This is a genomic window from Microbispora bryophytorum, from assembly GCF_006874465.1.
GTDB classification, from domain to species: Bacteria; Actinomycetota; Actinomycetes; order Streptosporangiales; family Streptosporangiaceae; genus Microbispora; species Microbispora bryophytorum.
In genome coordinates, this window is sequence record NZ_VIRL01000017.1 from 1 (window position 1) to 13,085 (window position 13,085).

A 13,085-nucleotide genomic window follows, 5' to 3' on the forward strand; every position below is an offset into this window, starting at 1 on the left:
ATCCGACGAAGTCGGTCGTGTAGCGGCCCGCGGCCAGGCGCTGCCACAGCCCGATCCGGTAGCCGCCGGGCACCTGCGTGCCCTCGGTGATCGAGTCGCCCAGCGGCATCACCCGCACCCCGCCGTTGGACTCGGCGCGGGCTACGGCGGGCGCGATCGCCAGGACGGTCACGGTCAGAAGCGCGGTGGTCAGCCGGCGTCTCCACCGGCTCTGTCCGCGCTGGTTTGTGAGCGTTAACATCGCTGGTTGGTCAACCCTTCCGTGACGGTGAGGTGGGTGGGCGGGTCCCCGCCGTGGCCGACCCGCACGCCGCCGGGGGCCGGGCTCCGGTAGCGCTCGGCGGCAGTCTTGTTAGCGTTAACATCGGTGCTGCGAGTCGTTCGCTCCTCTCCTCGGATGGCCGGGGTGGTGGTGCGCCGGAGCAAATACGACGTGAGGAGTGCCCGTCAAGTGCGCGCCCGCGCCCTGTTCCGCCCCTCCGTCCGGCCCGCGCGTTTCAACTGGCGGGATGGGACGCGAACGCTCCGCCGGGACGGTCGCGGGGGTGAAACGTTCATCACGACCGGCATCGCGACGGCCGGTCTCGGGAGCGACAGGAAAATTACATCGGCATGTCAGTGACATCGATGCAGCATGATGGCCTCTCGGACCGCTTCGGGCCCCTTTGGGCAGCGAAACGTTCTGGTGACACCCTTGACACGTTTCGAGTCTGATTCCCAGACTGACCCCCGAGGCGGCTCCTCCTGCCGGGGTCGGTGGTGAGCGGCAGGAGCCGCAGTTCCGACGCGACGACGAGCGCGTGCCGTTTCCGCGGCCGTCTGTCCGCGTTCCCTCATTGATTTCGCAGTGGAGGCTCAGGCATGGGCGAAAACCCCTTATCCGCCGGCGGAGGACGGCGGCCACGCGCCGGCACCCGCCGGCTGCTGGTCGCCGGCGCCCTCGGCGTACTCGGCACGGTCACCGCACTCGCGGCGTCCGTTCCCGCCGGCGCCGCCGCAGGCACACTGGGCGCGGCCGCCGCCCAGAGCGGCCGCTACTACGGCGCCGCGATCGCGGCCGGGCACATGAACGACTCGACCTACGTGGCCACCTGGGACCGGGAGTACAACGCCGTCACCCCCGAAAACGAGATGAAGTGGGACGCCACCGAGCCCTCACGCGGCTCGTTCCGCTTCACCTCCGCCGACCAGATCGTCAGCCACGCCCAGAGCAAGGGCATGAAGATCCGCGGCCACACGCTCGTCTGGCACGGCCAGCTGCCCAGCTGGGTCGGCGGCCTGTCCACCAACGACCTGCGCTCGGCCATGGTCAACCACATCAACAACGTGATGGGCCACTACAAGGGCAAGATCTACGCCTGGGACGTGGTCAACGAGGCCTTCGCCGACGGCGGCTCGGTCGGCTCCCTGCGCAGCTCGATCTTCACCCAGAAACTCGGCAACGGCTTCATCGAAGAGGCCTTCCGCGCCGCGCGCGCGGCCGACCCCAACGCCAAGCTCTGCTACAACGACTACAACATCGACGACGCCAACGCGAACAAGACCCGCGGCGTCTACAACATGGTCAAGGACTTCAAGGCCCGCGGCGTGCCGATCGACTGCGTCGGACTGCAGTCGCACCTGTCCCAGGGATCGGTGCCGTCCAACTACCAGCAGAACATCGCCCAGTTCGCCGCGCTCGGCGTCGACGTCCAGATCACCGAGCTCGACATCGGCGGCTCGGGCTCCGCGCAGGCCGACGCCTACCGCCGGGTCACCCAGGCGTGCACGGCAGTGCCCCGCTGCACCGGCATGACCGTGTGGGGCATCACCGACAAGTACTCCTGGCGCAGCGGCGACAACCCGCTGCTGTTCGACGGCAACTTCAACAAGAAGCAGGCGTACACGGCCGTCCTCGACGCCCTCAACGCGGCGACGCCGAACACCAGCCCGTCGCCGACGATCAGTCCGACACCCAGTCCGACGCCCAGCCCGAACACCAGCCCGAACACCAGCCCGTCCCCGCGTACCAGCCCGTCCTCGACACCGTCTCCGGTGACGGGTGCGTGCTCGGCGACCCTGACGACGGTCAACAGCTGGCCGGGCGGGTTCCAGTCGGAGGTCACCGTACGGGCGGGCGGCTCGGCGGTCGACGGCTGGACCGTGAAGTGGACCTGGCCGGGCGGGCAGACCATCAGCAGCCTGTGGAACGGCACGCAGAGCGTGTCCGGCTCCTCGGTGACCGTCGGCAACGCCGCCTACAACGGCTCGATCGCGGCCGGCTCGTCCACCACCTTCGGCTTCACCGCCAACGGCAGTGCGGCCACTCCCACCCTCACCTGCACCAGCCCCTGACGACATCCGGGGGAAGCGGATCTCCGGTGCGGCGGACCCCCGTCGCACCGGAGATCCGCCTTCAGTGCTTCGGAGGAGCGGTGCTCTCGCGTACGACGAGGGTCGTGGCGAACTCCTTGCGGTGATGGGGGAGGGGCTCTCCCCTGGAGAGCGTCACCAGCATGGAGGCCGCCGCCCCCGCCATCTCGGTCAGCGGCTGATGGACCGTGGTCAGCGGCGGAATGGCCCACCGCGTCGGGGGCATGTCGTCGAAGCCGACGACGCTGAGGTCCTCGGGGATGCGCAGCCCCAGCTGGTGGGCCGCGTGGTAGACCCCGATGGCCTGGCCGTCGTTGGAGGCGAAGACGGCCGTGGGAGGGTCGGACAGGCGCAGCAGCCTGTGGGTGTGCGTCAGGCCGTCCTCGATCTGGTAGTCGCCCTGGCAGATCAGATCCGGGTCGACGGGCGCTCCGGCCGTGTCGAGCGCGGCGCGGTAGCCGTCGAGACGGGCCCGGCTGGACAACGCGTGCGGCGGCCCGGTGATGATGGCGATCCGCTGGTGGCCCAGCTCCAGCAGGTGGCGTGTGGCGGTGAGCCCGCCGTTCCAGTTGCCCGCGCCCACGGAGGGGACGCGGTGTCCCGGATCGCCGGTCGGGTCGAGGAGGACGAGGGGGATCTTGTGAGTGGCGAGCCGCTCACGCTGGACGTCGGTCAGGCTGGAGAAGACCGCGATGACGCCGGCGGGGCGGCGGCCGAGCACGTCTTCGAGCCAGTCGGCACCGGGGACGTGGTTGCCCTGTAACTCGGAGATCGCCACGGCCATGTGATGGTCGCGCGCGACCTGCCCCACCCCCCGGGCGATCTCCGTCGGGTAGTCGCCCGCCAGTTCGTGGAAGACCAGCTCCAGCACGGCGGCGGGACTGGAGCGCCGCCGCTGCCTGCGGAAGCCGTGCTCGCGGATGAGGCCCTCGATGAGGGCGCGGGTCTCCGGCGCCACCGCGGACCTGCCGTTCACCACTTTGGAGACCGTCGCCTTCGACACTCCCGCGAGTTCGGCGAGCTGCGCGAGAGTCAGCGGTTCGGAGTCGGATGCGGGCGGCTCGTCGACAACGGTCACAAGGCGCAGTCTAACGTCGGGACACGGGGAAAACCCTGAATGTTTCGGCGATTAGCCGAATTGTTTCAGTCGGTCGGCGAGTTCATCCTGATGCCGCCCACGAAAGTTTTCGTAAAACCGGTTTATCCTGCGAGTATTCCCCCTGTCGCCAGGCACACCGGTGTGCACCCCGGCGCTCTCCGGCATGATGGCATGCATGGCTTCGGAATCCCGGCACATCAGCGTGTGGATCGACCGGCACGCGGCCGACGTCTACGAATACGCGTCGAACCCGGCCAACCTCCCGCAATGGGCCCCGGGGCTGGGCAGCTCGGTGGAGAACGTCGAAGGACGGTGGTACGTGGAGACCCCGTCGGGCCGGGTCGGCCTGGCCTTCGCCGAGCGCAACGACTACGGCATTCTCGACCACGACGTCACGCTGCCCTCCGGGCAGGTCGTCTACAACCCGATGCGGGTCATCCCCGACGGCGACGTCTGCGAGGTGGTCTTCACCCTGCGCCGCCTTCCGGGGGTGAGCGACGAGGACTTCGCCCGCGACGCGGGCCTCGTCCAGGCCGACCTCACCCGGTTGAAAGCGGTCATGGCACGACCGATGAGGTGAGGGACCGGGCGAGGCATTTCGTAGCATGCGCAGTCGCTTGGGGAAGCTCAGAGGTCTGACTGGTTCGGCGGGTGGATCTCTGGCGCGCAATCGCGAATTCCGCCTGCTGTGGCTCAGCTTCACGATGTCGGTGGCGGCCGACCAGATATTCCCGGTCACGGTCACCATCGCGGCCCTCAACGCGGGCGGCACCGCGTCGACCGTCGGCGCGATCTTCACCTGCCGGTGGATCGCGTTGATCGTGTTCGCGTTGCTCGGCGGGCTGTGGGCGGACCGGCTGCCCCGCCGTGCGGTGATGGTCGCCTCGATGGGTTTCCAATGCTGCGTGGCCGCCGTCGGGTTATGCGGCGCCGCCTCACCGTGGCTTCTCGCGCTCCTGGTCTTCCTCGTCGGAGGGGCGGAGGCCTTCCACCGGCCCGCGTACCAGGCCTGCTTGTCCTCGGTCCTCACCCCCGAACAGCGTCCGGCCGGCGCTGCGCTGACCGCTGTCTCCTGGCGGCTCGGCGCCATGATCGGGCCCGGTCTCGGTGCGTACGTCGTGACGGTGTGGTCCCCCAGGATCGGATTCCTCGCTGTGCTGACGGCCTATCTGCTCGGCCTCGTCCTTCTCCTGCCGTTGCGCGAACCCGTCGTCACACCGGGGCGGCGGGCGTCCGCCGTGCGGGAGATCGCCGACGGCGTCTTCGAGGTCGTCCGGCGGCGGTGGGTCCTGGGGATCATCGTCGCCGTCGCGTTCCAGCAGATGCTCACGATCGCGCCGGCGCAGGTCCTGCTGCCTCTCGTCTCTCGCGAGACCTTCGGCGGCGACGCCGTGTACGGAACAGCCCTCGCTCTTCTGTCGGTCGGCGGCCTGGTGGGAGGGCTCGTCAGCATGAGGTGGAAGCCCGGCCGGCCGGGGCTGGCCGCCATCGCCGGGCTCGCCGTTTACGGCGTCGTGCCGCTCGCGCTCGTGTGGCCGGTGTCACCGGGACTCGTGTACGCGTGCTACATCACCGCGGGCCTGGGGCTGGAGATCTTCGCCGTGCAGTGGGTGGTGAACCTCCAGCGGGAGATCCCTCCGGAGCGGCTCGCCCGGGTCACCTCCGTCGACTGGCTGGCCGCCTCGGTCATGACGCCCCTCGGCCTGACGCTCACCGGTCCGGCCGTCGCTGCGATCGGCCGCCCGGCGCTTCTGGCGATCGGCGCGGTGGCCGGATTCGCCGTGCCGCTGGCCACCGTGTTCCTCCGCGGGATGACGCGTTTCCGGAGCGACGTGACCTCGTTGAACTACGGTCACAGCCCATGAGGATCCTCATCGTGGGCGGCAGCGGCTGCGCGGCGCGCGGGAGTTCGTGAGATAGCTGCCGCTGCCGACGGCTCAGGCGAGGATCTCGACGTACCCGCCGGTTCCGTGAACGCGGATCCGCTGCCCGTCCCGGATCAGCCGGGTGGCCTGCTCCACCCCCACGACGGCCGGCAGGCCGTACTCCCGCGCGATGACCGCGCCGTGCGTCATGAGGCCGCCCACCTCCGTCACCAGTCCGGCGACGGAGACGAACAGGGGAGTCCAGCTGGGGTCGGTGTAGGCGGTGACCAGGATGTCGCCCGCCTCAAGGTCGGCCTGAGCCATGTCCAGGATCACACGGGCGCGGCCCTCGACGGTCCCGGCCGAGACCGGGAGCCCGGCAAGCGCGCCGGGTGGGGCGTCGTCGCGCCGATACCCGCCGGTGACGGCCTCGCCGTCCGAGGTGAGGACCCGGGGCGGTGTGAGCGCCTCGTACGACCGGAACGCCTCCCGCCTTTCCCCGATGAGCTGGGCGTCCACGTCGCCGGTGCGCACGACCTCCCGCAACTCCTCGAAACGGAGGAAGAAGATGTCGTCCTTCTCGCGCAGGACGCCGGACCGGACAAGGCGATCGGCTTCTCCCAGCAACGCCTGCTTGTAGGCGAAGTAGCGGCTGACCATGCCGTATTTGGGGTACTCCCGGTATCCGGCGAAGGTGCGGACGCGGTCGATCATCCGCTTGGCCTCCTCGGCCTTCTGCTCCCCGCCGGGCAGGGCGCGCAAGCGCGTGAGCAACTCCTGCTCTTTGCGCCGCGACTCCCGGCGTCCTTGTTCGAAGCGTCGCTTGCCCGCGCCCGGCTCGAAGTTCTTGACGTTGCCGAGGATGGCGGGCACGAGCATGGCGGGTCGCTCGCTCCAGCGCGTTCTGGTGATGTCGATCTCGCCCGCGCAGCGCATGCCGTACTGGTCGAGGTAGCCCCGGACGGCGTCACGCGCCTCCCGTCCGCCGGGCAGCCCGGCCAGCTCGTCGAGGAAGCCGTCGCCCTCGCGGCCTTCGTCCACGACGCGCTGCAGGAACGCCACGACGTCCGCGTACGGCCGGATCGTGTCCGCGACGTCGAGGAGCGCCAGCCCCATCTCCGACGTGACGTTGTGGGGCACGGATTGCGTGAGCGCGTCCGCCGCGTTCTTCTCGCCCAGCCACTCGTCGAGGTGGTCGTTGAGCCACCAGGTCGCCTCCATCCCCGCCATGATCACCCGAGAGCTCAGCGGATCGAACAGGACGCGCTTCAGCTCCGCGATGTCGGTCAGGATGAAGTCGAGCAGCGCCGGCCCGGACAGACCCTGGATCTCGCGCCGCAGGGTGGCGACGGACGCCTCGCTGTGTCGGATCAGCCGGGTGACGACGGCCGGATCGGTCTCGATCGGGGCGGGCGCGGCACCGGCGGGCGCGGGGCCGGCGGATGTGGGGCCGGACGCCTCGTCCGGGAGTGAGCGGACAAAACCGCGGTCGAGTACGGCCTGCAGCGCGTCCCGGACCAGCGGGTCGGAACTCCCGAAGGTCCCGAGGAGGCGCGCGCGGCCCGCGGGTGTCGCCAGGACGGGGGCCACGTCGACGAACAACCGTCCGCCCGCCTCATGCATGGGCCGCGGGGTCGTGAGCTGCCACAGGGACAGTCCCAGCGGCTTCATCGCGTCGGTCATCATCTGCTGGTGACCGACGGAGACGTAGACGTGATGGTCCTGGTCGTCGGTCGTGGGGATGGGAAACAGGGTGGTGATCGCCCGGCTCTGGACGAAGTGGAAGTCGTCGCCGGCCAGGCACCATTCGATGTCCTGGGGCCGGCCGAAGTGCGCCTCGATCCGCCGGCCCAGCCGCACCAGGCGCACGACCTGCGCATCCGTCAGAGCCGGCCCCGGCTTGGTGGCGACGGCTGTGGCGGCCCTCCTGGAGACGACCTGGTCGTCGCGCACCGCGTAGGCGTCTCCGGAGACCAGACCGGAGACAAGCGCGTCGCCGAGCCCCCAACCGGCCTCCACGGTGGCGATCTTCCGATTCGAGGTCACGGGGTCGGCGGTGAACAGGATCCCGGCCGCGTCGGGGAACACCATCCGCTGCACGACCACGGCCATCCGCACCTTCCGGTCGTCGAAGCCGTTACGGCGCCGGTAGGTCACCGCCCGCTCGGTGAACAGCGAGGCCCAGCACCGCCGGACGTGCCGAAGGATCTCCGTCAGGCCCACGACGTTCAGGTAGGAGTCCTGCTGGCCGGCGAAGGACGCGGTCGGCAGGTCCTCGGCCGTCGCGCTGGAACGCACCGCGTAGGAGTCCTGCTCCCCGAGCCGGGTGAGTGATTCGCCGATCGCCGCCACGAGGTCGTCGGGCAACACGACGCCCTCGACGGCCCGGCGGATGTCCGCGCTCAGGGCGCGGATCGCCGCGCGGTCGTCCGGTTCCACCCGCGACAGCAGGTCAAGCTGAGCGTCGATCGACGGGACATCGGCCACGACCCGCCGGAAGGCGTCCGTCGTGACGCAGAAGCCGTCCGGCACGCGGATGCCGTCGATTCGCGAGAGCTCGCCAAGGTGCGCCCCCTTTCCGCCGACGTCCGCGACATTCGTCGAGTCGATGTGCTCGAAACCCATCACATAGCGCAATTCGCCTGCTCCATTGTTCGTCGGGCCGGTTCGACCGTACCGGCAGATACTGCCGCCGGAGCCGACGAAACCGCCAGGTCAGAGGTGAAACCGGCATGAAGCCGCGATGAAGCCGGCAACGCGGAAGCTCATCTCGGACGCCGGGAGGTACCCGGCGGAGAGAGGAGACGCGTCATGGCGGACCTCAGTGCCGTCCGGGCCGAAGGCCTGGTCAAGAACTTCGGGGACTTCCGGGCCGTGGACGGCATCGACCTCGACGTACGGCAAGGCGAGATCTTCGGGGTCCTGGGCCCGAACGGAGCGGGTAAGACCACGATGCTCCGGATGCTCGCGACCCTGCTTCCCATCGACGGCGGCCACGCGGAGATCTTCGGCGTCGACGTGCGGCGGGAACCCCACCGCATCCGGCAGCTGGTGGGCGTCACCGGCCAGTACGCCTCGGTGGACGAGGACCTGACCGCCCGGGAGAACCTCTGGCTGTTCGCCCGCCTGCAGGGCCTGGCGAGCACCCGAGCCAAGAGCATCGCCGGTGACCTGCTCGAACGCTTCGACCTCCAGGAGGCGGCCGACCGTCCCCTGTCCCAGTTCAGCGGCGGCATGCGCCGTCGCCTGGACCTGGCGTCGAGCCTCATCACCCGCCCACCCCTGATCTTCCTGGACGAACCCACGACCGGCCTCGACCCGAGAACCCGAGGCCAGATGTGGGGCACCATCCGCGAGCTGGTCACCGATGGCTCCACGATCCTCCTGACCACCCAATACCTGGACGAGGCCGACCAGCTGGCCGATCGCATCGCCGTGATCGACCGAGGCCGGAAGGTCGCCGAGGACATCCCCGACGCCCTGAAGACCCAGGTCGGCGACTCGACCCTGCAGCTCAGGCTCGCGGACGCCTCCGACACCGCCCTGGCCGCCGACGTCGTACGCCGGTTGCTGGGCGAGGAGCCGGTCCTGACCCCGGAGTCGGGACGCATGAACATCCCCCTCCCCGACCCCGATCGGGCCGCGGACGTCCTGATCGGCCTGCGCGAAGCAGGCCTCGGCATCTCCTCGGTGAGCGTCGCCAAGCCGACGCTGGACGAGGTCTTCCTGGCGCTGACCGGCCACGGCGCCCACGAATCCCAGGCCCGCGAATCCCAGATGGAGGCGACTCGATGACCACCACGACCACCGCGACCCCGCTCGGCTCCCGGCGCGTCGACCCGTCCGCCGCGGTGGCCCGCACCACGTCCCACCCCTCGTTCCAGGAAACCTGGGTCCAGACCCTGGCGATGGCGTGGCGGGGCCTGAAGAAGATGCGCCGCAAGCCCGAGCAGTTCTTCGACGTTCTCATCCAGCCCTTGCTGTTCACGGCGATGTTCGCGTTCATCTTCGGCGGCGCGATCTCCGGCAGTGTGTCGGACTACCTTCCGGTGCTGATCCCCGGCATCCTCGCCCAGACGGCCATGACCGTCTGCATGGCGACGGGCGTGCAACTGCGCGAAGACATGGACAAGGGGGTGTTCGACCGCTTCAAGTCCCTGCCGATCGCGAGGATCGCCCCCCTGGCCGGCCCGATGATCGCCGACCTGATCCGTTACGGCATCGCGTCGGTGCTGACGGTCGCCACCGGCCTGGCCATCGGCTACCGTCCCGGCGGTGGTGTGCTCGGCTGCGTCGGCGGCGTCGCACTCACCGTGGTCGCGGGCTGGTCGCTGGCGTGGATCTTCACCTGGCTGGGCACGATCGCGCGCTCGGCGCAGAGCGTCCAGGGCATCTCAATGATGATCATGTTCCCGCTCACCTTCCTGTCCAACGCCTTCGTCCCCGCCGACACGCTGCCCGACTGGCTGGAGGCGTTCGTGAAGGTCAACCCGGTGTCGCACGTCGTCTCCGCGGTGCGGGACCTGCTCAACGACGGGGCCGTGACGGGCGAGGTCGGCTGGGCGGTCTTCGGCTGCGCGGTCGTCGTGGCGATCTTCGCTCCGCTGGCGGTCCGGTCGTACTCCCGCAAGATGTAGCCGGTGTCAGACCACCCGCTCCAAAACGGCGCGAGCCTCGGCCAGCAGGGCCGGGCCGCGCCGTTCGCCGTATTCGGTCTCGATCCGGGAGATGGCGCCGGGGGCGATCCGTTCGGCGTGCGCGGACAGCACCGACCACTGCATCGTCGGGACGAACCGGTTGTAGGCGAACCGGTCGGCGAGCACGAGCAGCCGCACCGCCTCCTCGACCGGCAGCGCCCCCCTTCGCAGGCCCCAGATGCCCAGCCCGGCGAGCACCATCCCCACCAGCGGGTAGTCCCTGAAGGCGTGGTCGGAGTCGAACGCGATCAGGACCTTGGCCCGCAGCGACGCGAAGAGGTCCGCGCCGTCGTCGCCCCCGCCGTACTCCGCGAACGCCGAGACCGCGACGACCTCGCCGACGATGGCCCACATCGTCGAACCCTCCGGCACGCCCGGCATACGCAGGTTCCGGAGCGCCTCGGCGGTCTCGCGGTGCTGCCGCAGTCCCTCGGCGATGTCGCCGTCGACGAGGGCCAACTGGGCTATGCCGGAGGCGACCGCCAGGACCTCGCCGTAGGTGCCCTGGGAGGCGACCGTCTCCAGTTCGTCGAGCATCCTCGCGGCGTCGTCTCGGCGGCCCTCGGCGAGCGCCGACATGGCGAGGGTGGCGCGGATCTGTACGGCGTCCTCCACCGCCCCGAGGCGTTCGAGCACGGGGATTGCCTCGGTGGCATGCAGGGAGGCCGACGCGGAGTCACCGAGGTGCGCGTACAGAGCGGCGAGGTGGATGCGCAGCACCGCCCGGTGCCAGGGACCGTCGTCGTCGCCGACGAGTGCGAGGGCGGCCTGGGCCGCTTCGACGGCGCCGACCGGGTCGCCGGTGTTCTCCCGGCCGTGGCTCAGCCAGTGCAGCGCGATCCGGCGAGTCAGCGGGTCGGGGTCGGCGGCCAGCTTTTCCAGGCCGCGCTCCTGGTCCGACAGCATGGTGAGCAGTGCGGTCACCAGCGCCCGCACGGCCGGGTTCGCCGAGTCGGCGCCCAGCTCGGACAGCAGCCGCGTCAGTGTCCCGGTCTCTTCGAGGGAGATGACGCTGGTGGTGAACAGCGCGATGCTCAGGGCCAGCCGGGTCCGGTCGAGGAGCCGGGGCGGAGGCGTCCAGTCGCTCAGGGCGGCGGCGATGGCCGGGGTGAGGACGACGGTGCGCGTATGGTTCCCGCAGATCGTCCAGTAGGCGCCCAGAGCGGAGAACAGCACCACGACCGTCTCCGGAGCGGGATCGGCGAGGGCCTCGCGCAGGACGTCGGCGAGGTTCGTCTCCTCGGCACGCAGCCGGTCCATCGCGTCGACCTGCTCCGGCGAGTACAGCCGTGCGCCGTGCCGGTCGGCGTAACCGACGGCCCAGGCGCGTACGGCGGCCCGTGCGTCGGCGGTCTCGCCGGCCGAGTCCAGCCGCATACGGCCGAACTCGCGCACCGTCTCCAGCATGCGATATCGGACCCCGTCGGCTGTCTCCACGACGGTGAGGAGGGACTGCTCCACGAGCTCCTCGACGTCGCCGAGAGCGTCGTCGCCGAGCACCTCCTCCGCCGCGTCCAGGGTGAAGCCGTCCGGGAAGGCCGAGAGGCGGCGCAGGGCCCGGCGCTCCCGCTCGCCGAGAAGGTTCCAGGACCAGTCGATCACCGCCAGCAGCGTCTGGTGCCGGAAGGGGGCGCTCCGATCGCCGCCGCGCAGCAGCGCGAACCGGTCCGCCAGCCGCCGGGCGATCTCGGCCGGTGACATCACCCTCACCTTGGCGGCGGCCAGTTCGATCGCGAGCGGCAGGCCGTCCAAGCGGGACACGACGGCGCGTACGTCGTCCTCGTCGAGGTGCACACCGGGCCGGGCCGCGGTCGCGCGGTCGCCGAACAGCTCGACGGCGTCGGCGGTTCCCAACTGGGGCAGCGGATAGGCACGTTCGGCGGCGATCGCCAGCGGCGAGCGGGTCGTGGTGAGGACGCGCAGCTCCCGGGTGGTCGCGGTCAGATAGGCGACCAGGTCGGCGACCGCCTCCACCAGATGCTCGCAGTTGTCGAGGACCAGCAGCGTGGGGGCCAGATCGAGCTGCTGGGCGATCCGGGCCCTGATGTCGGCGCGCTGCTGCGGGGTGAGCGTGCGGCGCCCTGTCACCGAGTCGCGGACGCCGAGCGCGGACCCGACCTCGCCGACCAGGTCCTCGGGTGCGGTCACGCCGACCAGCTCGACGAAGTGCACCACCGGCTGCGAGGCCTCGCGGGCGACGGCATGGGCGAGCCGGGTCTTGCCGAGCCCGCCAGGACCGAGGATCGAGACCACCCGTGAGGTGGCGAGTAGCGCCCGCACCTGCCGGAGGTCGTCGTCGCGGCCGAGCAGCGGGGTGGTCTCGAACCGCACGCCGGCGCGTACGGGGCTGTCGAGTGCCAGCAGCTCACGATGGATGCGTCGCAGCTCAGGGCCGACGTCGGCGCCGATCCGGTCGCGCAGGCCGGACCGGTAACGCTCGAAGCGGTCCAGCGCGGCGCCCGTTCCGCGCACCGCCGCCTCGCTGTGCAGGAGGTCGGCGAGCAGTCCCTCGTCCTCGGGGTGGAGCCGCACCGCCTCCTCGATCTCGGGCAGGGCGAGGTCGTGGTCGCCGCTGCGGCTGCGGGCCCGGGCGAGCACGACCCGCGCGGCCGCCAGATCGCGTTCCGCGCGCTGGCGCGCCTCGGCCAGCGGGCCGCCGCCCTCGGGCGGCAGCGCTCCGACGCCCAGCGCGAGCGCCTCCTGCGCCGCCGTGACCGCCGCGGCCGGATCCTCGGCGAGCAGCGCCCGCGCGCGGTCCGACAGACGGTGCAGCCGGCCGGCGTCGACCCGCTCGGGCGGGACCTCGAGCCGGTAGCCGCCCCCCTCCGTGACCAGCGTCTCCGCCCCCACGACCGACCTGGTCCGGGACACCAGGACCTGCAGCGCCTTCGCCGGATTGGCCGGTTCGCTGTCCCCCCACACCTCCGCGACGAGCTGGTCCGCGTTCACGGTCCGGCAGGCGAGCGCGAGGGCCGCGAGCAGTGCCTGGGCCCTCTCGCCGACCACCGGCTGCCCCCGCCACCGCACACGGTCGAGCAGGGTCAGATCGATCGGCATGGCGCAAGTCTAGGC

The 13,085-nt window shown here is 70.8% G+C and carries 8 protein-coding genes and 1 pseudogene; 5 read left to right on the plus strand and 4 right to left on the minus strand.

The window, feature by feature from the left end:
• Positions 1 to 241, minus strand: a pseudogene (locus FLX07_RS26135) (hypothetical protein); the annotation flags it as partial.
• 620 nt (positions 242 to 861) lie between these two features.
• Between FLX07_RS26135 and FLX07_RS26140 the strand changes: the two are divergent.
• Positions 862 to 2,334 carry a glycoside hydrolase family 10 protein gene (locus FLX07_RS26140; RefSeq protein ID WP_142574331.1) on the plus strand — a complete coding sequence of 491 codons (1,473 nt, stop codon included), beginning with the start codon at positions 862 to 864 and terminating at the stop codon, positions 2,332 to 2,334.
• 61 nt (positions 2,335 to 2,395) lie between these two features.
• Here FLX07_RS26140 and FLX07_RS26145 read toward each other — a convergent pair whose 3' ends face one another.
• On the minus strand, positions 2,396 to 3,430 hold the full coding sequence (locus tag FLX07_RS26145; RefSeq protein ID WP_142574332.1) for a LacI family DNA-binding transcriptional regulator: 1,035 nt from the start codon (positions 3,428 to 3,430) through the stop codon (positions 2,396 to 2,398).
• Between the two features lie 196 nt (positions 3,431 to 3,626).
• On the opposite strand from FLX07_RS26145, the gene FLX07_RS26150 reads away from it, so the two are divergent.
• Entirely contained in the window at positions 3,627 to 4,031 is a 405-nt protein-coding gene (locus FLX07_RS26150) for an SRPBCC family protein (protein WP_189104889.1), read from the plus strand.
• Between the two features lie 37 nt (positions 4,032 to 4,068).
• Positions 4,069 to 5,316 (plus strand): MFS transporter, encoded by a 1,248-nt coding sequence (locus FLX07_RS26155; RefSeq protein ID WP_167748390.1) that lies wholly within the window; start codon positions 4,069 to 4,071, stop codon positions 5,314 to 5,316.
• A gap of 72 nt (positions 5,317 to 5,388) precedes the next feature.
• On the opposite strand, the gene rph is transcribed toward FLX07_RS26155, so the two are convergent.
• Positions 5,389 to 7,944: a rifamycin-inactivating phosphotransferase gene (gene rph / locus FLX07_RS26160; RefSeq protein ID WP_229689559.1), complete on the minus strand. Its 2,556-nt coding sequence runs from the start codon at positions 7,942 to 7,944 to the stop codon at positions 5,389 to 5,391.
• Positions 7,945 to 8,127: 183 nt separating this feature from the next.
• Between rph and FLX07_RS26165 the strand changes: the two genes are divergently transcribed.
• Positions 8,128 to 9,111: an ATP-binding cassette domain-containing protein gene (locus FLX07_RS26165; RefSeq protein ID WP_142574335.1), complete on the plus strand. Its 984-nt coding sequence runs from the start codon at positions 8,128 to 8,130 to the stop codon at positions 9,109 to 9,111.
• Positions 9,108 to 9,953 (plus strand): ABC transporter permease, encoded by an 846-nt coding sequence (locus tag FLX07_RS26170; RefSeq protein WP_142574336.1) that lies wholly within the window; start codon positions 9,108 to 9,110, stop codon positions 9,951 to 9,953. Before FLX07_RS26165 ends, FLX07_RS26170 begins: the two co-directional genes overlap by 4 nt.
• A 6-nt stretch (positions 9,954 to 9,959) precedes the next feature.
• Here FLX07_RS26170 and FLX07_RS26175 read toward each other — a convergent pair whose 3' ends face one another.
• A complete protein-coding gene (locus tag FLX07_RS26175) occupies positions 9,960 to 13,070 on the minus strand; it encodes an ATP-binding protein (protein ID WP_142574337.1) in 3,111 nt (1,036 codons plus the stop codon).
• Positions 13,071 to 13,085 lie beyond the last annotated feature (15 nt).

Coding starts and splice junctions, on each gene's coding strand:
- FLX07_RS26140 (WP_142574331.1), top strand. CDS start 862: ATGGGCGAAAACCCCTTATCCGCCGGCGGAGGACGGCGGCCACGCGCC.
- FLX07_RS26150 (WP_189104889.1), top strand. CDS start 3,627: ATGGCTTCGGAATCCCGGCACATCAGCGTGTGGATCGACCGGCACGCG.
- FLX07_RS26165 (WP_142574335.1), top strand. CDS start 8,128: ATGGCGGACCTCAGTGCCGTCCGGGCCGAAGGCCTGGTCAAGAACTTC.
- FLX07_RS26170 (WP_142574336.1), top strand. CDS start 9,108: ATGACCACCACGACCACCGCGACCCCGCTCGGCTCCCGGCGCGTCGAC.
- FLX07_RS26175 (WP_142574337.1), bottom strand. CDS start 13,070: ATGCCGATCGATCTGACCCTGCTCGACCGTGTGCGGTGGCGGGGGCAG.